At 67.8% G+C, this 25,037-nt stretch carries 20 protein-coding genes; 15 read left to right on the top strand and 5 right to left on the bottom strand.

The features are described 5' to 3' along the window. Positions 1-26: 26 nt before the first annotated feature. A complete protein-coding gene (lon, locus tag K9D25_RS00730) occupies positions 27-2,456 on the bottom strand; it encodes an endopeptidase La (RefSeq protein WP_244378288.1) in 2,430 nt (809 codons plus the stop codon). Positions 2,457-2,473: 17 nt separating this feature from the next. After that, positions 2,474-2,893, bottom strand: a complete 420-nt coding sequence (locus tag K9D25_RS00725; protein ID WP_244378286.1) for an Hsp20/alpha crystallin family protein — start codon at positions 2,891-2,893, stop codon at positions 2,474-2,476. A gap of 64 nt (positions 2,894-2,957) precedes the next feature. On the opposite strand from K9D25_RS00725, the gene K9D25_RS00720 reads away from it, so the two are divergent. Continuing rightward, complete coding sequence (locus tag K9D25_RS00720) at positions 2,958-4,004, top strand: AEC family transporter (protein ID WP_244378284.1); 1,047 nt, start codon at positions 2,958-2,960, stop codon at positions 4,002-4,004. An 18-nt stretch (positions 4,005-4,022) separates the two neighbouring features. On the opposite strand, the gene K9D25_RS00715 is transcribed toward K9D25_RS00720, so the two are convergent. Further along, positions 4,023-5,837: a heavy metal translocating P-type ATPase gene (locus K9D25_RS00715; protein WP_432207929.1), complete on the bottom strand. Its 1,815-nt coding sequence runs from the start codon at positions 5,835-5,837 to the stop codon at positions 4,023-4,025. Positions 5,838-6,242: 405 nt separating this feature from the next. Between K9D25_RS00715 and K9D25_RS00710 the strand changes: the two genes are divergently transcribed. Then, the gene (locus K9D25_RS00710; protein ID WP_244378283.1) at positions 6,243-7,244 is read left to right on the top strand and encodes a DUF2778 domain-containing protein; all 1,002 of its coding nucleotides are present in this window, start codon (positions 6,243-6,245) and stop codon (positions 7,242-7,244) included. Between the two features lie 206 nt (positions 7,245-7,450). On the opposite strand, the gene hisD is transcribed toward K9D25_RS00710, so the two are convergent. Further along, the gene (gene hisD / locus K9D25_RS00705; RefSeq protein ID WP_244378281.1) at positions 7,451-8,731 is read right to left on the bottom strand and encodes a histidinol dehydrogenase; all 1,281 of its coding nucleotides are present in this window, start codon (positions 8,729-8,731) and stop codon (positions 7,451-7,453) included. Between the two features lie 122 nt (positions 8,732-8,853). Between hisD and K9D25_RS00700 the strand changes: the two genes are divergently transcribed. The 6 genes from K9D25_RS00700 (at position 8,854) to K9D25_RS00675 (ending at position 15,229) form a co-directional block, all read left to right on the top strand. Next, complete coding sequence (locus tag K9D25_RS00700; RefSeq protein WP_244378279.1) at positions 8,854-9,402, top strand: cupin domain-containing protein; 549 nt, start codon at positions 8,854-8,856, stop codon at positions 9,400-9,402. Between the two features lie 191 nt (positions 9,403-9,593). Further along, entirely contained in the window at positions 9,594-10,592 is a 999-nt protein-coding gene (locus K9D25_RS00695) for an ABC transporter substrate-binding protein (RefSeq protein ID WP_244450758.1), read from the top strand. Between the two features lie 228 nt (positions 10,593-10,820). Beyond that, positions 10,821-11,906: an ABC transporter ATP-binding protein gene (locus K9D25_RS00690; RefSeq protein ID WP_244378278.1), complete on the top strand. Its 1,086-nt coding sequence runs from the start codon at positions 10,821-10,823 to the stop codon at positions 11,904-11,906. After that, positions 11,903-13,081, top strand: a complete 1,179-nt coding sequence (locus tag K9D25_RS00685) for an ABC transporter permease (RefSeq protein ID WP_244378277.1) — start codon at positions 11,903-11,905, stop codon at positions 13,079-13,081. The genes K9D25_RS00690 and K9D25_RS00685 overlap by 4 nt, the downstream gene beginning before the upstream one ends. Positions 13,082-13,083: 2 nt before the next feature. Next, on the top strand, positions 13,084-13,902 hold the full coding sequence (locus K9D25_RS00680; protein ID WP_244378275.1) for an ABC transporter permease: 819 nt from the start codon (positions 13,084-13,086) through the stop codon (positions 13,900-13,902). Between the two features lie 244 nt (positions 13,903-14,146). Continuing rightward, a complete protein-coding gene (locus K9D25_RS00675) occupies positions 14,147-15,229 on the top strand; it encodes an alpha/beta fold hydrolase (RefSeq protein ID WP_432207903.1) in 1,083 nt (360 codons plus the stop codon). Between the two features lie 43 nt (positions 15,230-15,272). Here K9D25_RS00675 and K9D25_RS00670 read toward each other — a convergent pair whose 3' ends face one another. Then, entirely contained in the window at positions 15,273-16,274 is a 1,002-nt protein-coding gene (locus K9D25_RS00670; protein ID WP_244378273.1) for a LysR family transcriptional regulator, read from the bottom strand. Between the two features lie 181 nt (positions 16,275-16,455). Between K9D25_RS00670 and K9D25_RS00665 the strand changes: the two genes are divergently transcribed. The 7 genes from K9D25_RS00665 to cbbX all read left to right on the top strand — a co-directional run bounded on the left by K9D25_RS00665 (position 16,456) and on the right by cbbX (position 24,868). After that, positions 16,456-17,481 (top strand): class 1 fructose-bisphosphatase, encoded by a 1,026-nt coding sequence (locus K9D25_RS00665; protein WP_244378270.1) that lies wholly within the window; start codon positions 16,456-16,458, stop codon positions 17,479-17,481. A gap of 12 nt (positions 17,482-17,493) precedes the next feature. Next, entirely contained in the window at positions 17,494-18,369 is an 876-nt protein-coding gene (locus K9D25_RS00660) for a phosphoribulokinase (RefSeq protein WP_244378269.1), read from the top strand. Positions 18,370-18,383: 14 nt separating this feature from the next. Then, positions 18,384-20,405, top strand: coding sequence for a transketolase (gene tkt, locus K9D25_RS00655; RefSeq protein WP_244378267.1), 2,022 nt, complete (start codon positions 18,384-18,386; stop codon positions 20,403-20,405). 16 nt (positions 20,406-20,421) lie between these two features. Beyond that, positions 20,422-21,507, top strand: a complete 1,086-nt coding sequence (gene fba, locus K9D25_RS00650) for a class II fructose-bisphosphate aldolase (protein WP_244378266.1) — start codon at positions 20,422-20,424, stop codon at positions 21,505-21,507. Between the two features lie 80 nt (positions 21,508-21,587). Then, positions 21,588-23,057 (top strand): form I ribulose bisphosphate carboxylase large subunit, encoded by a 1,470-nt coding sequence (locus K9D25_RS00645; protein WP_244378264.1) that lies wholly within the window; start codon positions 21,588-21,590, stop codon positions 23,055-23,057. Positions 23,058-23,243: 186 nt separating this feature from the next. Beyond that, positions 23,244-23,663 carry a ribulose bisphosphate carboxylase small subunit gene (locus K9D25_RS00640; protein ID WP_244378262.1) on the top strand — a complete coding sequence of 140 codons (420 nt, stop codon included), beginning with the start codon at positions 23,244-23,246 and terminating at the stop codon, positions 23,661-23,663. A 260-nt stretch (positions 23,664-23,923) separates the two neighbouring features. After that, the gene (cbbX, locus tag K9D25_RS00635; protein WP_244378261.1) at positions 23,924-24,868 is read left to right on the top strand and encodes a CbbX protein; all 945 of its coding nucleotides are present in this window, start codon (positions 23,924-23,926) and stop codon (positions 24,866-24,868) included. The last annotated feature ends 169 nt before the right edge of the window (positions 24,869-25,037 follow it).

The following is a 25,037-nucleotide window of genomic DNA, read 5'->3' as shown; positions in this document are numbered from 1 at the left end:
ACAGCCCGCTTCGTGTCGTTGCCGCGTCAGCTCGCGGCCTTGAGCGCCGGCGCGTCGCCCACTGGCGCGGGTTCCAGCGCGGCGGCGATGGCCTCGTCCACCCGCTCCAGCCAGACAAATTCGAGCCGGTCCCGCGCGTCCTGAGGAATATCCTCATAGTCGCGCCGGTTGCGGGCTGGGAGCATCACGCGGGTCAAGCCGGCCCGTGCCGCCGCCACCACCTTCTCCTTGATGCCGCCGACCGGCAGCACCAGCCCGCGCAAGGAAATTTCGCCGGTCATCGCCGTGTCCTTGCGCACCGTACGGCCGGTGAGCAGCGAGACGAGCGCGGTGAACATGGCGACGCCTGCGCTCGGCCCGTCCTTCGGCGTGGCGCCGGCCGGCACATGCACATGCACATCGCTGGTGGCGAACACACCGGGGTCGATGCCGAGCTCGACGGCGCGGCTCTTGACGAGGCTCCACGCCGCCTGCGCGCTTTCCTTCATCACCTCGCCGAGCTGGCCGGTGAGGATCAGCCCGCCGCGCCCGGGAATGCGCGTCGCCTCGATGAACAGGATGTCGCCGCCCACCGGGGTCCAGGCAAGGCCCGTGGCCACGCCCGGCACCGAGACGCGCAGCGCCACCTCATCCTCGAAGACCGGCGGCCCGAGCAGATCGGGCAGCGTGCCGACGCTGATCTTCGCCGTGGCGGCGGTGCCTTCCGCGATGTCGACGGCGACATGACGGATGGCGCGCCCGATCTCGCGCTCCAGATTGCGCACGCCGGCCTCGCGGGTATAGGCGCGGATCATGGCCTTGAGAGCCTCATCCTCGACCTCCACCTGCGCAGGCGTGACGCCATTGGCTTCCAGTTGCCGGCGCACGAGATAGCGGCGAGCGATCTGCAGCTTTTCCTGGTCGGTGTAGCCGGTGAGCTGGATGATCTCCATGCGGTCGCGCAGCGGGCCGGGGATGGTGTCGAGCATGTTCGCGGTGGCGATAAACACCACGCGCGACAGGTCGAACGGCACGCCGAGATAATTGTCGCGGAAGGTGCCGTTCTGCTCGGGGTCGAGCACTTCCAGCATCGCCGCCGACGGGTCGCCCTGGATGCCGGAGCCCATCTTGTCGATCTCGTCCAGCATCATCACGCAGTCGCGGGTGCCCGCCTTGCGGATGCCCTGGATGATGTTGCCCGGCAGGGCGCCGACATAGGTGCGGCGGTGGCCGCGGATCTCCGCCTCGTCATGCACGCCGCCGAGCGACACGCGGACGAATTTGCGGCCCATGGCGCGGGCGATGGACTGGCCGAGCGAGGTCTTGCCGACGCCCGGAGGGCCGGCAAAGCACAGGATCGGCGCCTTGCCGTTCGGCGCCAGCTTGCGCACGGCGAGATATTCGACGATGCGGCGCTTGATCTTGTCGAGGCCGAAATGGTCCTCGTCCAGCACCTTGCGCGCTTCAGCGATGTCGATCGGCGCCGCCTCCGGCAGTGTCCAGGGCAAGGCGATCAGCCAGTCGAGATAGGTGCGGATCATGCCATATTCGGCGCTGGCGTCCTGCATGCGGCGCAGCCGGCCCAGCTCCTTGCGGGCCATCTGCTCCACATCCTCCGGCATGCCGGCATCCGCGATCGCCTTTTCCAGATCGGCGATTTCCTGGCTGTTGCCGCCATCCTCGCCCAGCTGCTTCTGGATCGCCGCCATCTGCTCGCGCAGCAGCACCTCGCGCTGGCGTTCGTCCAGCGAGGCCTTGGTCTGCTTGCCGATTTCCTGCGACAGCCGCAGCACCTCGATGCGGTGGGCGAGCAGGCGCGAGATCTTGGTCATGCGCGCGGCGATGTCGACCGTCTCAAGAAACTCCTGCTTCTCGTCCGGCGAGATGTCGGCATAGGCGGCGATGAGGTCTGCGAGGCCGGTCGGCGAATTGGCGCCGCGCACGGCGGCCACCAGTTCGGCGGGGGCCTGCGGCAGCAACTCCATCACCTCATTGGCCTGGCCCTGCAGATGGACGAAGCGCGCTTCGATCTCGGAGGAGCGCTCCTCGCTCTCCTCGATCCGCGTCACGCGTGCGGTGAGGAAGGGCTTTTCACGCACGAACGCATCGACACGGAAGCGCTGCTCGCCCTGGCAGACGAGGTGATGCGTGCCGTCCGGCGCGGTGACGTAGCGCAGTATATTGGCGATGACGCCCATGCGGTGCAGATCGGTCGGGCCGGGCTCGTCGACACTGGCGTCGCGCTGCATGAGGATGCCGACCGGCCGCCCCTCGCGCACCGCCTGCTGCGCCGCGGCGATGGACGCCGGGCGCGCCACCGCCACCGGCATCACCACGCCGGGGAACAGCACGAGATTGCGCACCGGCAGCAGGATCAGCTGATCCTCCGGCACATTGGCGTTGGGAGTGTTGCCGCTGCCATTGCCGGTGTCGGCCATGCGGAGCGGGGAGAAATTACTGAAATCGGGGTATGTCATGCTGTGTCTCCCCCTCCTCAAACCTTGCGCAGCACGATGGCGAGGCAGCCATTGACGACGCGCGGGTGGTTGACCTCATAGCGGCCGGGCGGCAGAGCCAGCTGGCGCTCGAACCGGCCCTGGGGCAGCTCCATGCGGTGAATGGTGGCGTTGTGCAGCTCCGGCGGCAGGATGCGCGCGCCGGCGATGGTGAGTACGCCGTTCTGGATCGAGACCGTCATGCGGTCGGGGTCGACGCCGGGAAGGGCGGCAAGCACCAAGAGTTCGTGATCGGTCTCCAGCATGTCGACCGGCGGCTCCCAACACGGCGCGCGATGGCGCGCCGGCGCCTCGGCACGGGCGACCGGCTGGAACATCTGCCGGTGCAGGCGGTCGGCGCGGTTGAGCATTTCGACCGCGTCTGACCACATCCACAGGCGGGGGTCAGTTTTCTTCATGGGGTTCTCCTGGGGCGGTCCCCTTTTCCCTTTCAGGTAGGGCCCGGCCAGGGCTCATATAGTGATGCCGTTCGGCAACACCAGTGAGCGGCCCGATGTGCAGGCGGCGATCTCGAAAATCGCCCGCGTGACGGCCCGCGCGATTTCCGGCAATCCTGACCACGCTACCGCCGGAAGCGGCGGGCCGGGGAAGGTGCCGGGAATGTCGGAAATACTGCTGATCGTGCTGTGCCTTGCCATCGGCGTGCTGCTACGCCTGTCCGGCCGCCTGCCGGAGAGCGCGACCAAGGTGCTCGGTGGCTGGGTGATCAACGTCGCCCTGCCGGCGGCGGCGCTCAACAGCGTGCAGGGGGTGACGCTGCACCCGGACTGGTGGCTGGCGGCGGCAACGCCCTGGCTTGGCGTGCTCGCCTCCATCGCGATTCTGGTGCCGATCTGCCGCTGGCTCGGCTGGTCGCGCCAGCGCACCGGCGCGATCCTGCTTGTGGCCGGCTGGGGCAACACCTCCTTTGTCGGCCTGCCGATGATCGCTGCGTTCGCCGGCAGCCAATGGCTGGGGCTCGGCATCGTCATCGATCTGTTCGGCACCTATCTCGCCGTCTCGACGCTGGGGCTCGCGGTCGCCACGGTGGCGATCTCCGGTCGGCTCGACCTCGCCGTGGTGGCGCGCCGCATCGCGACCTTTCCGCCCTTCTATGCCGTGCTCATCGCCTTTGCGACCAACCATATCGCCCGGCCGGAATGGCTGGCGCAGCTCATCGAAATCCTCGCCAACACGCTCACCCCCATCGCGCTGGCGGCGGTGGGCTTCGCGCTGCGGCTCGACCGGCTGGCCGGCCGCACCGGGCCGGTGGCGCTCGGCCTGTGCCACCGGCTCATCGTGGCGCCGGCGCTGCTCGTCGGCTTCTATCTCGCGCTCGGCCAGGCGGGCGATCCCGTCGCCAAGGTGGCGATGCTGGAAATGGCGATGCCGCCCATGCTCGGCGCCAGCATCATCGCCATGGACCATGATCTGGAGCCGGACCTTGTGGCGCTGCTGATCGGGCTCGGCGTGCCGCTGTCGCTGCTCACCGCCTGGGGCTGGTGGACGCTCATCGCGCCGCTGACCTGAATCGGTTTGTCAGGCGGCTCAGCGCAGGGCCCGCAGCGCGTTGAGGATCACCGCCACGTCGATCGCCTCTTGCAGCAGCGCCCCCTCCACCGGTGCCAGCAGGCCGAAGGCGGCGGCGATCATGCCAAGCGTCGAGAGGCCGATGCCGGCGACGACGCTTTGCAGCGCGATGGCGCGGGAGCGGCGGGCGATGCGCATGGCGTCGATCAGCCGGTCCAGCCGGTCCACGAGAATGACGATGCCGGCCGCTTCCGAGGAGGCGCCGCCCGCCGAGACCCCGCCGCCCATGGCGACGCCGATATCGGCGGCGGCCAGCGCCGGGGCGTCGTTGACCCCGTCGCCGATCATCATGACCGGGCCATTGGGATGCTCGGCGGCCACGGCGGCGGCCTTGTCCTGCGGCGTCATGTTGCTCAGCACCGCATCGAAGCCGAGACCGGCGGCGATGGCCTCGGCGCGCGCCGTCTCATCGCCGGTGGCGAGGATGAGACGGGTGACGCCGAGTTCGCGCAGGGCGCCGATCACGGCCTGCGCCTCTTCCCGCACCGCATCGGCCAGCAGCAGCGCACCGGCGAGCGCGCCGTCGATGGCCACCGCGACCACCACCGTGCCCGGCCGCGCCGTCCATTCCGCCCGCGCGGCGGCGATGTCCGTATCGATGGCGGCGGTCAGTTGCGCGATGACGAAATCCCAGCCGCCGACCGCCACGTCGCGGCCGTCGACGCGGCCGGTGAGGCCCGCGCCCGGTTCTTCGCTGACCTGGTGCGGCGAAGGGAGGGTGAGGTCACGCTCGCCCGCCGCCTCCACCAGCGCGCCGGCCACCACATGGGCGGAGGCCTGGTCGAGCGCGGCGGCGATGCGGAGCACCTCCTCCGGCGCCAGCCCTTCGCGTGCGGCGATGGCGACCAGTCGGGGGCGCCCGCCGGTGAGCGTGCCTGTCTTGTCGATGAGCACGGTGCGCAGCGCCGCCAGCCGCTCCAGCGCGCCGCCCTCCTTCACCAGCACGCCGCGCCCGGCACAGCGCGAGATGCCCGAGATGATCGCCACCGGCACGGCGAGGATGAGCGGGCAGGGCGTTGCGATGACCAGCACCGCCAGCAGCCGCACGGGATCGCCGCTGAACGCCCAGGCGGCGCCGGCGATGGCCAGTGTCAGCGCGAGGAAGCCCAGCGCATAGCGGTCGGCGAGCCGCACCATCGGCGCCCGTGAGCGTTGCGCGGTCTCCACCAGCCGGACGATGCCAGCATAGGTGCTGTTCGCCGCCGCCTGGCGGGCGAGGAGGTCGAAGGCGTCCCCGGCATTGGTCGAACCGCTCATGATGGGCGCACCGCGCGCATGGCGCACCGGCAGCGGCTCGCCGGTGAGCGCGGACTGGTCGAGAATCGCCTGCGGGCTTTCCACCGTGCCGTCGACCGGGACAACCTCCCCCCGCCGCACCAGCAGCCGGTCGCCGGGCCGCAGCGCCTCCAGCGGCACCTCGGTGAGCCGGCCCTCCTCATAGCGCGCGGCGCTGCGCGGCAGACGGGAGAGCAGGGCGCTCATTTCCCGGGCCGCCCGGCGCTGGGCGAAAGCTTCCAGCGCCTCGCCGCCGGTGAACATCAGCGCCACGATGGCGCCGGCGAGGTTCTCGCCGAACAGCAGGGCGGTGCCCATGGCGAGGGCGGCGATGAGATCGAGCCCGAATTCGCCCCGCTTCAGGCTGGAAAGGATGTGGAAGACCAGCAGCGCCAGCACCAGCGCCGTCGCCCCCGCCCAAAGCCGCTGCGCCAGAATGTCCCATCCGCTGGCGAAGGCGAGCCCTCCGCCAGTGAGCGCCAGCAGCAGCCCCGGCAGCAGCAGGCGGCGCAGGGGGGCGAGGCGGGATGCAAGGCCGGCGACAGCGGAGGCGTGCACAAGGACACCACGGGTTCGGCGCCGGGACGATCCGCCGCCTATCCTGTCTTTAATAGTTCTAAACAGGGAGGGTGGCCATCAGCAGAATGACGATTTTGCGGGCGGAAGCGCCCCTTCCGCCCGCTTCTTCTCCTTGCCGCCGCGCGGGCCGCATCGGTGTCCTGGCCGGGTTGTCGTGACGTCATTAATGAAATATTACCTAAACTTGGCTAGGAACGAATTGGCTTGGGGGCCACCGGCGAGCCAGGGCTTGGGCGCCGGTGCCGTGTGCAACCGAAGGCTGACGCCGGGCGTGGACGATCTGCGGGTCGTGCGCGAACGTTCGTCATCTGTATAGAGATGTCTATGCGGCTAGTTGGCTCGTTCCTTATCGGCTCGGCGGGGTTTGTTGGCGTGGCGGTCGCCGTCGCGTGGATTTCCAACACCGCGATTCCGACCCCGGCCGATGCCGCGCGGGTCGACCCTCCGCTGATGGCCAGCTCCGTCGCGCCGAAGTCCGACAGCGTGGTGGTGGACGAGCCCTCGCCGCCGCCGACCTACACGGTCAACGATATCCGCAATTTCCGCGCTGCCGGGGTGTTCGAGCCGCCGACCCACTGGCTGTTCGATCCCGCGCCGATGGTCGCGCGCCCGGCCGCCGTCGCTGCCGCTCCGGACGAGGTGGTGCCGCCGATGGAGACGGTGAGCACTGTGCCGCTGCCTATGGCCAATCCACTGTTCGCCGGCCGCGTCATGTCCGGCGACGAGCCCGAGGACACGCTGACCCTCGCCCCGCGTCCCCCGCGCAAGCCGGCGATGGGCACCGAGGTCGCGGCGCTTCCCCCGCCGATGGAGGAAGACCTGGCCCCCGAGCCGGAGGCGCCCGCCGCCACCGAGGCGCCGAAGGACGGGCTGCGCTACCCCACGCGCGAGGACAAGTTCGCGATTTACGATATCCGCGCCAAGAAGCTCTATCTGCCCAATGGCAAGAAGCTTGAGGCGCATTCCGGCTATGGCGACAAGTTCGACGACCCGCGCTACGTGCATGTGAAGATGGTCGGCCCCACGCCGCCGAACCGCTACAAGCTGCGCATGCGCGAGGCGCTGTTTCACGGCACCGAAGCGGTGCGGATGACGCCGGTGGGCGACGGCAAGATGTATGGCCGCAACGGCTTCCTGCTCCACCCCTATCTGCTCGGCCCGCGCGGCGACTCCAATGGCTGCATCTCGCTCGCCGATTACGATTCCTTCCTCGTGTCCTTCAAGAAGGGCGAGATCGAGGAAGTCGTGGTGGTCGAGGCGATGCCGAAATCGGCCGAACCCGCCAATCCCTTGCTGTCCTGGCTCACCGGCGGCAAGCGGGACTGAGCGCGGCAGCGACCGTGCTTTGCGCCGACGGCCGATGCGCCTGGGCGCAGCTTTCACGACGTTCCCTATTCAGCATGGCTCTAATCGTCGAAACCCCCATGGCCGCGTCCGGCCATGGGGGTTTTGTCGTCAGATGTAAGGGTTCGAGACGCGCCCCCGTCCGAACCGGGGCTCGGGGGACGGGGGCACGCTCGACCTGCCGCCGCTCAGCCCTGAAGGCGGAAGGCGGCGGCGCGGCGGTGACCTTCGAGCCCTTCGCTGGCGCTCTGGCGCACGGCCGGCGGGGCGACGGCGGCGACGCCGCGCGCATCCAGCCATTGATGGGTGCAGATCTTGACGAAGGAGCCGACCCACAGCCCGCCCGTGTAGCGCCCGGCGCCCATGGTCGGGAGGGTGTGGTTGGTGCCGCAGCACTTGTCGGAATAAACGACGCTCGCCAGCGTCCCGATGAACAGCGAGCCGTAATTGCGCAGCTTGGCGGCGGTGGCGTGCGGGTCGGCGGTGTGAACCTGCAGATGCTCGGCGGCGATGTGGTCGGAATAGGCGATCATCGCCTCTTCGCTGTCGCAGACGACGATCTCGCCGAAATCCTCCCAGGCCTTGCCCGCGACCGGCGCGGTGGAAAGCGTCTTCAGCTGCTTCTCCACCTCGACCAGCGTCGCCTCGGCGAGCGCGCGGCTGGTGGTGATGAGGCCGACGCGGGTGCGCACGTCATGCTCGGCCTGCGCCAGGAGGTCGGTGGCGATCATCTCGGCGTCGCCGGTCTCGTCGGCGACGATGAAGATCTCGCTGGGGCCGGCCAGTTGGTCGATGCCGACCGGGCCGAACACCTGCCGCTTGGCCTCGTTCACATAGGCATTGCCGGGGCCGACCACCTTGTCGACGGCGGGAATGGTCTCGGTGCCGAAGGCCATGGCGGCGATGGCCTGCGCGCCGCCGACGCGGAAGATGCGGTCGGCGCCGGAAAGGTGGCAGCCGGCGATCATGGCGGGGTGGGCGGTCGGCGGCAGGCAGGCGATCACCTCATCGCAGCCGGCGACCTTGGCCGGCACCAGCGTCATGATCGGCGCGGAGAGCAGCGGGTAGCGCCCGCCGGGGACATAGGCGCCGACGCGCTCGATCGGGATGACGCGGTGGCCGAGATGCAGGCCCGGCAGGGCCTCGACTTCCAGCGGCAGGATGGTGGCGAGCTGCGCCTGGGCGAAGGCCCGCACCCGCTCGATCGCGAATTCGGTATCGGCGCGGGTCTGCGGGTCGAGCGCCGCCAGCGCGGCCGCGCGCTCTTCCGCGCTCACCTCGATGGCGGTCACGTCGCTCTTGTCGAACAGCTTGGAATAGTGCCGCACCGCCTCGTCGCCACGGGTGCGCACCGCGTCCAGCACCTCCTTGACGGTGGCGGCGATCTCGTTGGTGTCGCGGCCGTCATCCGGGCGCGGCGCCTTGAGCGGGTGAATCTGGTCGCGGAGAGAGGAGCTGAGCGCGGACATGGCGATTTCCTGTGAGGACGGGCGCGATGGTGAGGCCCGCCGGTGCCGTCGGCAATTGGCGACCGTCGGGCTGTCTATTATATTCTCCACCTGCTGAAGGATTGCGCGCCGAAGGGGGCCCCATGCCGCATATCGGACCTGGTATTCGCGAGCTGCGCCGCCGCCGCAATCTCGGCATACGCCGTCTCGCCTTGCGCTCCGGCGTCTCGCATTCCTCGATCTCGCTGATCGAACGCGACCGCATCAGCCCCTCCATCGACACGCTCGCCGCCATATTGGAGGCGCTGGGGACGACGCTGGTGGGCTTCTTCTCCGAACTGCAGCAGATGTCGTCCTACTCGCCCTTCTACGAGGCGTCGGAACTGCCGGAAGTCGGGAGCGGCGAAGCGATTTCCTACCGGGTTATCGGCATCAACCACCCCAATCGGCAGATCCTGGTGCTGCACGAGACCTATGCCGTCGGTGCCGACACGGGAGAGGCCTTCTCCCACACGGCGCAGGAAGCGGGAATGATCATCCGCGGCGCGGTGGAGGTAACAGTGGAAAGCAATTCCAAGGTGCTGCGCGCCGGCGACGCCTATTATTTCGACAGCAAGCTGCCGCACCGCTTCCGCAATGTCGCGGACGAGCCGAGCGAGATTGTCAGCGCCATCAATCCGCCCACATACTAGGCGCCGCGCCGCCTGCAAATACGGCAGGCGTGGTTATTATATTAACCGGATTACCCCCAAGGGGGCCGGCCATTCTATTACCCATGGCGGCCGCGTGCTTTGCTGCGGCACCAGCGACAACAGGGGGAACTTCCATGAAGGCCACTTCCACTCTTCTGCGGATCGGCGGTGCCGGCCTCGCGCTCGGCCTGATGATGGCCGGCGGCACGGCCTCGGCGCGCGATCTCACCGTCGTGTCCTGGGGCGGCAACTACCAGGACGCCCAGAAGAAGATCTATTTCGAGCCCTTCTCGAAGAAGATCGGCAAGCCCGTGCTCGACGAGAGCTGGGACGGCGGCATCGGCGTCATCGCCGCCAAGGTGAAGGCCGGCGTGCCGAACTGGGACGTGGTTCAGGTCGAGACCGAGGAACTCGAACTCGGCTGCGCCGACGGCTTCTACGAGAAGATCGACTGGTCGAAGCTCGGCGGCAAGGACAAGTTCCTCCCCGCCGCAGTGAGCGATTGCGGCGTCGGCGCCATCGTGTGGTCGACCATGCTCAGCTACGACGCCAACCGGCTGAAGACCCCGCCGACCTCCTGGGCCGACTTCTGGGACGTGCAGAAGTTCCCCGGCAAGCGCGGCTTCCGCCGGGGCCCGAAATACTCGCTCGAATTCGCCCTGATGGCCGACGGCGTGAAGCCGGAAGAGGTCTACAAGGTGCTCGGTACGCCGGAAGGCGTCGACCGCGCGTTCAAGAAGCTGGACGAGCTGAAGCCCCACATCGTGTGGTGGGAAGCCGGCGCCCAGCCGCTCTCCCTGCTCGCCTCGGGCGAAGTGGTGATGTCCACTGCGTATAACGGCCGTCTCGCCGGCATCAACAAGACCGAAGGCAAGAACTTCCAGGGCGTGTGGCCGGGCAGCATCTACGCCATCGACAGCTGGGTCATCCTCAAGGACAGCCCGAACGCCAAGGAAGCGATGGACTTCATCGCTTTCGCCAGCGAGCCGGCTAACCAGTCGAAGCTTCCCGACTACATCGCCTATGGCCTCCCCAACAAGGAAGCCGCCGCGATGGTGCCGGCCGCGCTGCAGAAGGACCTGCCGACCACGCAGGCCAACCTCACCGGCGCCATCGCGCTGGACGGCGCCTTCTGGGTCGACAATGTCGAAGAGCTGACCAAGCGCTTCAACGCCTGGCTGGCTAAGTAATCGGCACAGCGGGTCAGCGGGCGTCGCCGCTCGGCGCCGCCTGCTCACGGCTTCCCGGGCCGCGCCCTTCCTACGGCGCGGCCCGGTCACTTCTCCCCCAGCTTTTGACCGGCGATGGCGGGACGGTGCCCGCCCGGGCCGAAAGGCGGGGACGGGACGGGCCCGCGCTTGGAGCGGGCGGCGCGTCCGGGTAACGTCAGGGCCAAGGCCATCACTCGGAGATTGCGGTTGGCGCCCTTCATTCATTTCGACCAGGTCACCAAGTCCTTCGGCACGCTGAAGGTGGTCGACAAGCTCGACCTCGAAGTCGCCAAGGGCGAGTTCGTCAGCCTGCTCGGGCCTTCCGGCTCCGGCAAGACCACGCTCCTGATGATGCTGGCCGGATTCGAGCAGCCCACCCATGGCGCCATCTGGCTCGACGGCACCCGTATCGAGAGCCTGCCCTCGCATAAGCGCAATATGGGCGTGGTGTTCCAGAACTACGCGCTTTTCCCGCATATGACGGTGGCGGAGAATGTCGCCTTTCCGCTCGCCATGCGCGGCGTGGGCAAGGCGGAAGCGGCGGCGCGGGTGACGCGGGCGCTCGATATGGTGCGCCTCGGCCATCTCAAGGACCGTCGCCCGGCCCAGCTTTCCGGCGGCCAGCAGCAGCGCGTCGCGCTGACCCGCGCGCTGGTGTTCGAGCCGACCGTGGTGCTGATGGACGAGCCGCTCGGCGCGCTCGACAAGCAGTTGCGCGAGCACATGCAGCTCGAACTGCGCGACCTGCACCGCACGCTCGGCCTCACCGTGATCTTCGTCACCCACGACCAGTCCGAAGCGCTCACCATGTCGGACCGCATCGCCGTGTTCAATCATGGCCGCATCGAGCAGCTCGACACGCCGGAGGGTATTTATGACCGCCCGCGAACCCGCTTCGTCGCCGAATTCATCGGCGAGACCAACCTGTTCGAGGGCGTGGTGAAGACGGTCGCCGACGGCGTCGCCGAGGTGACGATCGCCGAGGGCGTGACGCTGCGCGCGACCCAGCTCGGGCCGGTCGAGGTCGGCGCGCCGATCCTCGCCTCGGTGCGGCCGGAGCGGCTGCATCTGCAGGACCAGCCGGGAACGGGCAATGTCATCCCCGTCACCGTCACCGACAATGTCTATCAGGGCGACCATCTGCGCACCCATCTCGCCGGCCCGGGGATCGAACTCGTCGGCAAGGTGCAGCGGCGCGTGCCGGTGGGCCCGGTGGGCAGCACGGCCTTCGCGTGTTTCGAACCGTCCGAATGCACGCTGATCGCGCCGGATGCGGCGGGGCGCGCCGCATGAGCGGGTCCTCCACACGCGGCCGCCTCTCCGCGCTCCTTCTCGTAGCGCCGCTGTTCCTGTTTCTCGCGGCGTTCTTCGTCTGGCCGCTGGTGATGATGATCTCCGTCTCCGTCACCGACGGCACGGTGCGGCAGGTGATGCCGGAAACCGCCGAGGTGATCGGCGACTGGGACGGCACCGGCCTTCCGCCGCCGGAGGTGCAGCAGGCGCTTGTCGACGATCTGCGCGCGCCGAGCGAGCAGATGGCCTTCGGCGACGCGGTGCGCCGGCTCAACAGCGAGGTGTCGGGCTTCCGCACCCTCCTGAGCCGCACCGCCAGCGCCGTGCGCGATGCGCCGCCCGGCCAGCCCGTGGACCTCGCGGCGGTCGATCCGCGCTGGGGCGAGGGGCGCTACTGGCAGGCGCTGCAGCGGGCAATGCCGAACTATACCGACCGCAACCTGCTGGCCGCCGTCGATCTCAAGCGCGACACCGAGGGCAGCATCACCGCCGACGCCTCGGCCAACCGCGTCATCATGCTGCGCACCTTCACCATCGCCGCGCTGGTGACGGTGCTGTGCGCGCTGATCGGCCTGCCCTATGCGATGATCGCCGCCGCCGCCACGGGGTGGGTGCGCAATGTGATGCTGCTCGCCGTGCTGCTGCCGCTGTGGACCTCGCTGCTGGTGCGCACCGCTTCCTGGGTGATCCTTCTGCAGAATGAAGGGCTGATCAACAAGGCGCTGATCGCCATCGGCATCGTCGACCAGCCCTTGCAACTCATCTTCAACCGCACCGGCGTGGTCATCGCCATGACCCATGTGCTGCTGCCCTTCATGGTGCTGCCGATCTATTCCGTGCTGCTCGGCATTCCGCGCAATCTGATGCCGGCGGCCTCCTCGCTCGGGGCGAACCGGCTGCGGGCGTTCTGGCATGTGCTGCTGCCGATGGCGCTGCCCGGCGTCGCCTCCGGCGCGCTGCTCGTGTTCATGGTGGCGCTGGGCTACTACATCACCCCGGCGCTGGTCGGCGGGGCGGAGGACCAGATGATTTCCTCCGTCATCGCCTTCTTCGCCACAGGGACTGCCAATTGGGGCATGGCGGGCGCGCTCGGGCTGATCCTTCTGGTGACGACGACGGCGCTCTATCTCGTCTATGGCCGGCTGTCGCGCTCGCCCAATATGGTGGGGGCCTGACCATGTCGGCACAGCCTCCCGCCCTGCGCGCCGGGCAGATCGTCTTCGGCGCCGCCGTCGTGTTCTTCCTGGTGGCGCCGATCATCGCCATCCTGCCGCTGGCGTTCAATTCCAGCGTGTTCCTCAACTACCCCATGGAGAGCGTCTCCTCGCGCTGGTTCGTGGAATTGCAGACCAGCGAGACCTGGCGGCGCGCCATTGTTAACAGCCTCATCATCGGCTGCGGCGCCACGGCGCTGTCGACGGTGATCGGCACGCTGGCCGCGCTCGGCCTGCGCCATGCGCGCCTGCCCTTCGCCGATCTGCTGCGGGTGATGTTCCTGCTGCCCATGGTGGTGCCGGCGGTTGTGCTGGGTGTGGGGATGCAGATCCTCTACACCCGCCTCGGCCTTGCCAGCACCTATCTCGGCGTCATCGTCGCCCATGCGGTGCTGTGCGTGCCCTTCGTCATCGTCAGCGTCTCCGCCTCGCTCGGCGGCATTGACGGCTCGATCGAGCGGGCGGCGAGCAGCCTCGGCGCCAATCCGGCGACCGTGTTCCGGCGCATCACCCTGCCGCTCGCCCTGCCGGGCGTGGTGTCGGGGGCGGTGTTCGCCTTCGCTACCTCGCTGGACGAGGTGGTGATCACGCTGTTCGTCGCCGGCCCCAACCAGCGCACGCTGGCCCGGCAGATGTTCGCCAGCATCCGCGAGAATGTGAGCCCGACGATTGCGGCGGCGGCGTTCCTGCTCATCATCGGCACGCTGTGCCTTGCCGGGCTCGCCGGGCTGCTGCGCTGGCGCCAGAGCCGGCTCGCCAAGGCCGTGCCCGACGGCGCTTAGGGTCTTATTGTCACGCGGGCGCTCGCCTGCTCGACGAGCCGCGTTCTCTATTTCGTTTTCTTTCACCTGTGTCGCCAACACTTTCGCTTCTTGCGAATTGGGGCGAGAAAGCGAAAAATGATGTCGGCGTCCCGCCTCCAGGACCCGCAGCCGCGCCAACGGCCGGGTCGCCAGAAAGCCAGAGGGGGCCGTCGATCAGAACCGGGCAGCACGCCCGGCGTCATAGGGAAGAAACGGAGTTCGCATGTCGATGATGATGCGCGGATTGCGAGGGTTGGCGATTGCCGCCACGATCGCGATCACTTCAGTCGCCACCGCCTTCGCGGCCGATTACCCCGCCCCTAAGCAGGGCGTGTGGGTCGCCAAGGATTTCAAGTTCCACACCGGCGAGGTGCTGCCCGACCTCAAGCTCGGCTACACCACCATTGGCGAGCCCAGTGGCGAGCCGGTGCTCATCCTGCACGGCACCACGGGCTCGGCCGCCTCAATGCTGACGCCGGCCTTTGCCGGCGAACTTTTCGGCCCGGGCCAGCCGCTGGATGCCAGCCGCTACTATGTGATCCTCACCGATTCCATCGGTGCGGGCACGTCGGCCAAACCCTCTGACGGCCTGCGCGCCAAATTCCCGCGCTACAATTACGATGACATGGTCCGCGCCCAATACGACCTCGTCACCCAGGGGCTGGGCGTCAAGCATTTGCGGATGATCATCGGCTACTCCATGGGCGGCATGCACGCCTGGCTGTGGAGTTCCAAATACCCCGACATGATGGACATCGTCGTGCCCATGGCCTCGCAGCCAACCGAGATGGCCAGCCGCAACTGGATGATGCGCCGCATGATCATCGACGCCGTGCGCAACGATCCCGACTGGAAGGGCGGCGACTATACCGAGCAGCCCAAGGCGGTGCAGGTGGCGAATGTCTTTTTCGGTATCGCCACCAATGGCGGCGACATCGCCCTGCAGAATATGGCGCCGACCCGGGAGAAGGCGGATGCGCTTCTCGACAGTCGCCTGAAGGCGCCGCTCACCGTGGATGCCAACGACTTCCTCTACCAATGGGATGCCTCGCGCGACTACAACGCCGCGCCTGGCCTCGATCAGGTGAAAGCTACCGTGCTCGCCATCAATTCCGCCGATGACGAGCGCAACCCGCCCGAAACCGGCATCATGGACCGTGAGATCAAGCGGGTGAAGAACGGCCGGGTGCTGCTCATCCCCGCCAGCGCCGACACGCGCGGCCATGCCACTTTGGCCATGGCGAAGTTCTACGCCAAGGATATCGCCGCGCTTCTCGCCTCGGCGCCACGGGCCGGCAATCCGTAGGGGGTGCAGCCCCGACGTCGCAGGTTTGGGCAAGTGGCGGGGCTTAGTCCCCCTTGTGCGGCGGGGCTTCCTGGAGTTCCGCCGCCTTGCCTCGCTCCGCTTCCAGCGCGGCACGAGCCTCGGCGACGCCGGGCAGGTGTAGGGTGTCCGGCAGGAATTCTGGCCCGCGCCGGGCGAGGAATTCGGTCAGCGCCGCTGCGGGCGGGGTGAGGCGCTTGGCCGAGCGCTTGACCACGAACCATTGCCGCACCTCCGGCAGCCCCTCGACATCGAGCACGGCGAGCCGCCCGTCCGCCACCTCGGCGGCGATGGTGTGGGCGGAGATGAAGGCGAGGCCGAGGCCCGCCATCACCGCCTGCTTGATGGTCTCGTTGGAATCGATCTCCATGCCGATGCGCGGGTCGAGTCCCCATTGCTGGAAGAAGCGCTCCATCAGCCCGCGCGTGCCCGAGCCGGGTTCGCGCGACATGAAGGTGGCGTTGGCGATGGCGGAAGGGGCGATGCGCCGGCCGAGCAGGGGATGGTCCGCCGGGGCGATCAGCACATGCGGGTGGTCGCCGATCAGCGTCTTGTCGACTTCGATGTCGAGCGGCGGCCGCCCCATGATGGCAACATCGATCGCGTCCGCCCGCAGGCCGGCGATGATCGCCTCGCGGTTGCCGACCGAGATCACCACGTCGATGCCGGGATGGGCCCGGGTGAAGGCGCCGAGCGCCGCCGGCACGAAATACTTCGCCGTCGACACCAGCCCCACCGACACCCGCCCCGAACGCAGCCCCTTCATAGCGTCCAGCGCGGCGCCGCAATCGGCCAGCGCCTGTTCGATGCGGGCGGTGGCGAGCAGGATCTCGCGGCCGGCGGCGCTGGGCTGAAAGCGGTCGCCCGCGCGGTCGAGCAGCGGCAAGCCGAGATAATGCTCGAGCAGCTGCACCTGCATCGTCACCGCCGGCGGGGTGACATTCAGCTTCTTCGCCGCCCCGGTCACGCTGCCGGTTTCGACGATGGCGGCGACGGCGCGCAGCTGCTTCAGCGTGGCATTACGCATAAACCATTACACTTCAGATAAATTGAACCTAAAGGTCAATTTATTCGAATTTCCTTACGCCGGCAAATCAGGCAGTCTGATCTCAACAAAAGGCGTCCGCCGCTTCGGGTCCCCGCCCGAAGGCTTCCGGAAACGACACGCCAAAGGGCTCAAGCCCACAAGAACATAACTGGGGAACGCCATGACACGCCCGACATTGCAGGGCCACCTCGAGGGGTGGTCGCAGGCCGACGCCTTGCGTCGCGACATTGCCAGCGCCGTGATCGCGCTGGCTGACGCCGGCCGCCAGATTTCCGAGCTTCTCGCCGCCGGTCCGCTGGCGGGGGCGCTCGCCAACGTGCGCGGCTATCACGCCGATGGCGACAGCCAGAAGGAACTGGACGTCATCACCGACGATCTGGTCCGCGAGGCCCTTTCGGAGGCGCCGGTCGCGCTGTTCGGCTCCGAGGAGGCCGATGCCGCGGTGCCGCTCAATCCCGCCGGCACGCTCGCGGTTGCGGTCGATCCGCTGGACGGCTCGTCCAATATCGACACCAACGCCACGGTCGGGACGATCTTCTCCATCCTGCCCTTCATCGGCAGCGATTCGCTGCTGCAGACGGGCCGGGCGCAACTCGCCGCCGGCTTCCTGCTCTACGGGCCGCAGACCGCGCTGGTGCTCACCGTTGGTGACGGGACGCAGATCTTCATCCTTGATCGTGCCAGCGGCGCGTTCCTGCTGGCCGAACCGCGGGCGCTGGTGCTGCCGGAAACGGCCGAATACGCCATCAACGCTTCCAATCTGCGTCACTGGGACGTGGCGATCCGCTGCTATATCGAGGATTGCCTGGCCGGCGCCGATGGCCCGCGCGGCAAGGATTTCAACACGCGCTGGGTCGCCTCCATGGTGGCTGATGTCTATCGCATCCTGGTGCGCGGCGGGGTCTATCTCTATCCGGGCGACGCCCGCCGCGGATACGGCCATGGCCGGCTGCGGCTGGTCTATGAGGCCAACCCGGTCGCGTTCCTGATGGAACAGGCGCAGGGCTCCGCCACCGACGGCCGGCTGCCGATCCTCGACATCGTGCCCGAGCATCTGCACCAGCGCGTGCCGCTGGTGTTCGGCTCGCGCGCGGAGGTCGAGCGCATCGCCCGCTATCACCGCGACGCCGCCGCCATGCCGGAGCGCTCGCCCCTGTTCGGCCGTCGCGGCCTGCTGCGCGCCTGACGGAGAGGACCCATGTCGATCCATCACCCCATCATCTCCGTCACCGGCTCCTCCGGCGCGGGCACCACTTCGGTGCGGCGCATCTTCGAGCAGATCTTCCGCCGCGAGGACGTGACCGCCGCCTATATCGAGGGCGACGCCTATCACCGCTACGACCGCGCCGAGATGAAGCGCGTCATGGCCGAGGAGGCCTCACGCGGTAACCACCACTACAGCCATTTCGGGCCGGATTCGAACCTGTTCGAGGAGCTGGAGGAGACGTTCCGCTCTTATGCCCACACCGGCACCGGCAAGTTCCGCCACTATGTCCATGACGACAAGGAAGCGGCCGAATATGGCGGCGCGCCGGGCACCTTCACCGCCTGGGAGCCGATCCCCACTCCCACCGATCTGCTCTTTTACGAAGGGCTGCACGGGGCGGTTGTCAGCGGCAATATCGATGTTGCCCGCTATGCCGACCTGAAGATCGGCGTCGTGCCGGTGATCAATCTCGAATGGATCCAGAAGATCCACCGCGACCGTTCGCATCGCGGCTATTCCACCGAGGCGGTGACCGACACCATCCTGCGCCGCATGCCGGACTATGTGAACTACATCTGCCCGCAGTTCACCCACACCGACATCAACTTCCAGCGCGTGCCGACGGTCGATACCTCGAACCCGTTCATCGCCCGCTGGATTCCCACCGCCGACGAATCCATCGTCGTGATCCGCTTCAAGAGCCCGCGCGGGATCGATTTTCCCTACCTGCTCTCGATGATCCAGGGCTCCTGGATGAGCCGCGCCAATTCCATCGTGATCCCCGGCGGCAAGCTCGACATCGCGATGCAGCTTATCCTCACGCCGATGATCCTCAACCTCGTCGAGAAGAAGCGGCGCGCCGCGTGAACCGGGAGGACAGCATGTTGACCAGCCATTCTGAAGCCCTGCGTCCGCCTCAGGACCCGGCCGATATCCCGCATGACGACATGGCCAATGCGCTGCGCGCGCTCGCCATGGACGCGGTGGAAAAGGCCAAGTCCGGCCATCCCGGCATGCCCATGGGCATGGCGGATGTCACCACCGCCCTGTTCTCCCGCTTCGTGACGCTGGACCCCAGCCGTCCCGACTGGCCGGACCGCGACCGCTTCATTCTCTCCGCGGGTCACGGTTCGATGCTGCTCTACGCGCTCAACCATCTGCTTGGCTATGCCGACATGGGTACGGAGCAGCTCAAGAGCTTCCGCCAGCTCGGCGCCGTCACCGCCGGCCATCCCGAGCATGGGCACACGCTCGGCGTCGAGACCACCACCGGCCCGCTGGGGCAGGGGCTCACCACCGCCGTCGGCATGGCGCTGGCCGAGCGCATGCTCAATGCCCGCTTCGGCGACGATCTCGTCGATCACCGCACCTGGGTCATCGCCGGCGATGGCTGCCTGATGGAAGGCATCAGCCACGAGGCCATCGACCTCGCGGGCCACCTCAAGCTCGCCAAGCTCACCGTGCTGTGGGACGACAACGGCATCTCCATCGACGGCAGCACGGCGCTCTCTACCTCCACCGACCAGCTCGCCCGCTTCGCCGCCTCCGGCTGGAAGGTGCTGCGGGTCGACGGCCACGCCCATCACGCGCTCATCGACGCCATCGCCGAGGCGCGGACGAGCGACCGGCCGGTGTTGATCGCCTGCCGCACCACCATCGGCTATGGCGCCCCGACCAAGGCCGGCACCGAGGCCGTGCATGGCGCCCCGCTCGGCGCCGCCGAGATCGACGGTGCCCGCGAGGCGCTCGGCTGGAACTACCCGCCCTTCGAGGTGCCGGAGGGTGTGCGCGCTTCCTTCGCCGCCATCGCCCGGCGCGGCCGCGAGGCGCGCGAGGCGTGGGAGAAGCGGCTTTCCGCCTCCGGCCGCCGCGCCGATTTCGAGGCGGCGATGGAAGGCGACCTGCCGGCCGATTTCGACGAGAAGCTCGCCGCCTACAAGCGCGAACTCTCGCAGACCGCGCCGAAGGTGGCGACGCGCAAGGCCTCCGAGATGGCGCTCGGCGTCATCAATCGCGCCACCGATCTCACCATTGGCGGCTCGGCCGATCTCACCCATTCCAACCTGACCGTCACCAAGGGCATGGAGTCGGTGACCCCCGGCAATTATGCCGGCCGCTACATCCATTACGGCATTCGCGAACATGCCATGGCGGCGGTCATGAACGGCCTCGCCCTGCATCGCGGCAGCATTCCCTATGGCGGCACCTTCATGGTGTTCTCCGACTACGCCCGGGGCGGCATGCGGCTTTCGGCGCTGATGGGCCAGCGTGTCGTCTATGTGCTGACCCACGACTCCATCGGCCTTGGCGAGGATGGGCCGACGCACCAGCCCATCGAGCATTTCGCCATGCTGCGGGCGACGCCGAACCTCTATGTGTTCCGCCCCGCCGATGCGGTGGAGACGCTGGAAGCCTGGCAGCTCGCTCTGCACGCGGAGGGCACGCCCTCGGTGCTGGCACTGTCCCGGCAGAACCTGCCAACCTTCCGCACCGAGCATTCGGAGGAGAACCTCGTCGGCTACGGCGCCTATGTCGCCCGCAAGCCCAGGCGCCGGCGCGACGTGACGCTGCTCGCCACCGGTTCGGAGGTCGAGATCGCCTTCAAGGGGGCGGACCTTCTGGCGGAGCGCGGCGTCGATGCTGCCGTCGTCTCCATGCCGTGCTGGGAACTGTTCGAGCGCCAGAGCCATGAATACCGCCGCGCCGTGCTCGGCACCGCCCCGCGCGTCGCCATCGAGGCGGCCGCCCGGCTCGGCTGGGATCGCTGGATCGGCGAGCGCGGACGCTTCATCGGCATGGAGGGCTTCGGCGCCTCCGGCCCGGCGGCCGATCTTTACCGCCATTTCAACATCACCCCGGAGGCGGTGGTCGACGCGACCTGCGACCTCCTGACCTGCGCCTGAGCCAGAGGAAGAGCCAATGGCCCGCATCACCCTTCGACAGCTTCTCGACCACGCCGCCGAGCACAGTTACGGCGTGCCGGCCTTCAACATCAACAATATGGAGCAGGGCATCGCGATCATGGAGGCGGCGCAGGCCGTCGACGCCCCTGTCATCATGCAGGCCAGCCGCGGCGCCCGCTCCTATGCCGGCGACATCATGCTCTCGCGCATGATCGACGCCCTGACCGAGATGTATCCCGCCATCCCGATCTGCATGCATCAGGACCACGGGAACAACGAGGCGACCTGCCTCTCCGCCATCCAGCACGGCTTCACCTCCGTGATGATGGACGGCTCGCTCAAGGAGGATGCCAAGACCCCGGCGGATTACGATTACAACGTCGCCATCACCCGCCGCGTGGTCGACGCCGCCCATTGGGTCGGCGCCTCGGTGGAAGGCGAACTCGGCGTGCTGGGCTCGCTGGAGCATGGCGCCGGCGAGCAGGAGGACGGCCACGGCGCGGAAGGGCAGCTCAGCCACGACCAGCTGCTGACCGATCCCGACCAGGCGGTGGATTTCGTCGCCCGCACCAAGGTCGACGCCCTCGCCATCGCCATGGGCACCTCGCACGGCGCCTACAAGTTCTCGCGCCAGCCGGACGGCGAGATCCTCGCCATGAACATCATCGAGGAAATCCATCGCCGTCTGCCCAATGTGCATCTGGTCATGCACGGCTCCTCCTCGGTGCCGCAGGCGCTGCAGGACCTGTTCAACGCGTCAGGCGGCGAGATGCCCCAGACCTGGGGCGTGCCGGTGGAGGAGATCGTACGCGGCATCCGGCACGGGGTGCGCAAGGTCAATATCGACACCGATTGCCGCCTCGCCATGACCGCCCAGTTCCGCAAGGTGGCGCAGGGCAACAAGGCCGAGTTCGACCCGCGCAAATTCCTTAAACCCGCCATGGATGCGATGCGCGACCTCTGCCGCGCGCGGTTCGAGGAATTCGGTACGGCCGGCCACGCCTCGCAGATCAAGGTGCTGCCGCTGGCCGCCATGGCCAAGCGCTACGCCTCCGGCAGCCTCGATCCGGTGATCGGCGGCGCCCGAGTGGCGGCGGAGTAACGCCCTCCAAGGGGCCCAACAGGACATCAAGGCGCGCGCCCACCGCGCGGCGCCGACGGGAACGCACAGGGAGAAGATCGATGAACGCGATCGACAAGACCAAGCCCGCCGAGGAGAAGCGCAGCCGCTACAGCGCCGGCGTGATGGAATACCGCAAGATGGGCTACTGGCAGCCCGACTACGAGCCCAAGGACACGGACGTGATCGCCGTGTTCCGCATCACCCCGCAGGATGGCGTCGACGAGATCGAGGCCTCGGCGGCGGTGGCCGGCGAAAGCTCCACCGCCACCTGGACCGTGGTGTGGACCGACCGCCTGACCGCCTGCGATAAGTACCGCGCCAAGTGCTACCGGGTCGACCCGGTGCCGAACGCGCCGGGCTCCTGGTTCGCCTACATCGCCTACGACCTCGACCTGTTCGAGCCGGGCTCCATCGCCAACCTCTCCGCCTCGATCATCGGCAATGTGTTCGGCTTCAAGCCGCTCAAGGCGCTGCGCCTTGAGGACATGCGCCTGCCGGTCGCCTATGTGAAGACCTTCGACGGCCCCGCTACCGGCATCGTGGTGGAGCGTGAGCGGCTCGACAAGTTCGGCCGGCCGCTGCTCGGCGCCACGGTGAAGCCCAAGCTCGGCCTGTCCGGCCGCAATTACGGCCGGGTGGTCTATGAGGCGCTGAAGGGCGGGCTCGACTTCACCAAGGACGACGAGAACATCAACTCGCAGCCCTTCATGCATTGGCGCGACCGCTTCCTCTACTGCATGGAGGCGGTGAACAAGGCGCAGGCGGGTACGGGCGAGGTGAAGGGCACCTATCTCAACGTCACCGCCGCCACCATGGAAGACATGTATGAGCGCGCCGAGTTCGCCAAGAGCCTCGGCTCCTCCATCGTCATGATCGACCTGATCATCGGCTATACCGCGATCCAGTCCATGGCGAAGTGGGCGCGGCGCAACGACATGATCCTGCACCTGCACCGCGCCGGCCACTCCACCTATACGCGGCAGAAGAGCCACGGCGTCTCCTTCCGCGTCATCACCAAGTGGATGCGCCTCGCCGGCGTCGACCACATCCATGCCGGCACGGTGGTGGGCAAGCTGGAAGGCGACCCCCACACGACCAAGGGCTATTACGACCTCTGCCGCGAGGATTTCGTGCCGCAGAACCTCGCCCATGGCATCTTCTTCGATCAGGACTGGGCCTCGACCCGCAAGCTGATGCCCGTCGCCTCGGGCGGCATCCATGCCGGCCAGATGCACCAGCTCATCGACCTGCTCGGCGAGGATGTGGTGCTGCAGTTCGGCGGCGGCACCATAGGCCATCCCATGGGCATCCAGGCCGGCGCGACCGCCAACCGCGTGGCGCTGGAAGCGATGATCCTCGCCCGCAACGAGGGCCGCGACCTGCTCAATGAGGGGCCGGAGATCCTGAAGGACGCCGCGCGCCACTGCCTGCCGCTGAAGCAGGCGCTGGAGACGTGGAAGGACGTGACCTTCAACTACAGCTCCACCGACACGCCCGACTTCGTGCCGCAGGCCACTGCGGCGGAGTGACGAGGCCGTGTCCCGGACGCCTGAAGCGCGAGCGGAAGGCGATCCGGGACCCAGCGCAAGAACCCGCCGAAGGCACCACCGCTTTTGGCCGAAAGGCCTTTGACGCTTCGCGAATTTTCTCCTGGGCCCCGGTTCGGCACGGCGCTGCGCGCCGCTTGTCCGGGGCACGCAAACGAGGACACCACCATGCGCCTGACCCAGGGAGCCTTCTCCTTCCTGCCCGATCTCACCGACGAGCAGATCACCCGCCAAGTCCAGTACTGCATCGACAAGGGTTGGGCGGTGAACATCGAGTTCACCGACGACCCGCACCCGCGCAACACCTATTGGGAATTGTGGGGCCAGCCGATGTTCGACGTGCCGGACGCCGCCGGCGTGATGTTCGAGCTGAACGAATGCCGCAAGGTCTATGGCGGCCGGCAGTACATCCGCCTCAGCGCCTTTGACGCTACTCATACGTGGGAGTCGCTGCGCCTTTCCTTCATCACCGACCGTCCTGCTGAAGAGCCCGGCTTCGCGCTGGAGCGCCAGGAAATCGACGGAAGGTCGATCCGCTACACGACGCGCGCCTATGCGGCCAATCGCCCGGAGGGCGCGCGCTACTGATCCGTCGGCTCCCCACTACTCCCCCGACGGAGAACCGCGGTCGTCCGGTTTCCTCCCCGGCCGCGAGGGACCGATGTCGGAATGCCGCGCCCGGCATCGGTCCCCTTTTTCATTCCGAACATCCTTCGAGGCCCGGCTCCGCCGGGCACCTCAGATGACGCCGTTTCGAAAATTCTCTCTGAGCCACGTCATCCCCAGGGTGCGAGCGTCCGCGAGCCTCGAAGGGATGGCGCCAGAAGACGCCGGCAGGAGCAACGCCCATGGATGCCGTGATCGACGACCCGACACTCGCCGCCGAGGCCGCGCCGAAGGCCCCCGACTCCATCGACCTGCGCGCCGAATTCGCCTCCAGCGGCCTCGCCGATGTGTTCGACCAGCTCGACCGCGAACTGGTGGGGTTGGTGCCGGTGAAGCGCCGCCTGCGCGAGATCGGCGCGCTGCTGCTCGTCGACACCGCCCGTCGCCGCTTCGGGCTGGAGGCGGTGAGTCCGACCCTGCATATGAGCTTCACCGGCAATCCCGGCACGGGAAAGACCACGGTGGCTCTGCGGATGGCGGAAATCCTTCACAAGCTCGGCTATGTCCGCAAGGGTCACCTCGTCACCGTGACGCGCGACGATCTCGTCGGCCAGTACATTGGTCACACCGCGCCGAAGACGAAGGAAATCCTCAAAAAGGCAATGGGCGGCGTGCTGTTCATCGACGAAGCTTATTACCTCTACCGCCCCGAAAACGAGCGTGATTACGGGCAGGAGGCGATCGAAATCCTGCTGCAGGTGATGGAGAACCAGCGCGACGATCTCGTCGTCATCCTCGCCGGCTATGCTGACCGGATGGAGCGCTTCTTCACCGCCAATCCCGGCTTCCGCTCGCGCGTCGCGCACCATGTCGACTTCCCCGACTATTCCGCCGGCGAGCTCGACGCCATTGGCGGGCGCATTCTCGACACCATGAACTACCGCATGAGCCGCGAGGCGGAGGAGGCGTTTCGCCGCTATATCGAGCTGCGCATGCAGCAGCCACATTTCGCCAATGGCCGCTCGATCCGCAACGCGCTGGATCGCGCCCGGCTGCGTCAGGCCAACCGGCTGTTCAATTCCGACCGGCCGGTGACGGCGGACGACCTCGTCACCCTCGCCGCCGAGGACATTCTCGCCAGCCGGGTTTTTTCCGGCGGCATCGACAGCTACCCGCCGCTGCGGTGAGCGTCGACTGAACGTCATGGCCGGGCTGCCCTGATATCTCCCTCTCCCCCTGGGGGAGAGGTGGCCCGCGAAGCGGGTCGGTGAGGGGGCAGTAGGATTGTGGAGCAGTCAACACCCCTCACCCCAACCCTCTCCCCAATGGGGAGAGGGAGCGAAACGGTTCAGCGCC

The sequence above is a fragment of the Ancylobacter polymorphus genome (genome assembly GCF_022836935.1).
Taxonomy (GTDB): domain Bacteria; phylum Pseudomonadota; class Alphaproteobacteria; order Rhizobiales; family Xanthobacteraceae; genus Ancylobacter; species Ancylobacter polymorphus_A.
Note: the sequence above shows the minus strand (reverse complement) of the source record. Positions and strands in the feature narration are given on the sequence as shown.

Coding starts and splice junctions, on each gene's coding strand:
- fba (WP_244378266.1), top strand. CDS start 20,422: ATGGCCCGCATCACCCTTCGACAGCTTCTCGACCACGCCGCCGAGCAC.
- K9D25_RS00725 (WP_244378286.1), bottom strand. CDS start 2,893: ATGAAGAAAACTGACCCCCGCCTGTGGATGTGGTCAGACGCGGTCGAA.
- K9D25_RS00675 (WP_432207903.1), top strand. CDS start 14,147: ATGTCGATGATGATGCGCGGATTGCGAGGGTTGGCGATTGCCGCCACG.
- cbbX (WP_244378261.1), top strand. CDS start 23,924: ATGGATGCCGTGATCGACGACCCGACACTCGCCGCCGAGGCCGCGCCG.
- tkt (WP_244378267.1), top strand. CDS start 18,384: ATGTTGACCAGCCATTCTGAAGCCCTGCGTCCGCCTCAGGACCCGGCC.
- K9D25_RS00710 (WP_244378283.1), top strand. CDS start 6,243: ATGCGGCTAGTTGGCTCGTTCCTTATCGGCTCGGCGGGGTTTGTTGGC.
- K9D25_RS00680 (WP_244378275.1), top strand. CDS start 13,084: ATGTCGGCACAGCCTCCCGCCCTGCGCGCCGGGCAGATCGTCTTCGGC.
- K9D25_RS00670 (WP_244378273.1), bottom strand. CDS start 16,274: ATGCGTAATGCCACGCTGAAGCAGCTGCGCGCCGTCGCCGCCATCGTC.
- K9D25_RS00640 (WP_244378262.1), top strand. CDS start 23,244: ATGCGCCTGACCCAGGGAGCCTTCTCCTTCCTGCCCGATCTCACCGAC.
- K9D25_RS00660 (WP_244378269.1), top strand. CDS start 17,494: ATGTCGATCCATCACCCCATCATCTCCGTCACCGGCTCCTCCGGCGCG.
- K9D25_RS00700 (WP_244378279.1), top strand. CDS start 8,854: ATGCCGCATATCGGACCTGGTATTCGCGAGCTGCGCCGCCGCCGCAAT.
- lon (WP_244378288.1), bottom strand. CDS start 2,456: ATGACATACCCCGATTTCAGTAATTTCTCCCCGCTCCGCATGGCCGAC.
- K9D25_RS00695 (WP_244450758.1), top strand. CDS start 9,594: ATGATGGCCGGCGGCACGGCCTCGGCGCGCGATCTCACCGTCGTGTCC.
- K9D25_RS00645 (WP_244378264.1), top strand. CDS start 21,588: ATGAACGCGATCGACAAGACCAAGCCCGCCGAGGAGAAGCGCAGCCGC.
- K9D25_RS00665 (WP_244378270.1), top strand. CDS start 16,456: ATGACACGCCCGACATTGCAGGGCCACCTCGAGGGGTGGTCGCAGGCC.
- K9D25_RS00685 (WP_244378277.1), top strand. CDS start 11,903: ATGAGCGGGTCCTCCACACGCGGCCGCCTCTCCGCGCTCCTTCTCGTA.
- K9D25_RS00720 (WP_244378284.1), top strand. CDS start 2,958: ATGCCGTTCGGCAACACCAGTGAGCGGCCCGATGTGCAGGCGGCGATC.
- hisD (WP_244378281.1), bottom strand. CDS start 8,731: ATGTCCGCGCTCAGCTCCTCTCTCCGCGACCAGATTCACCCGCTCAAG.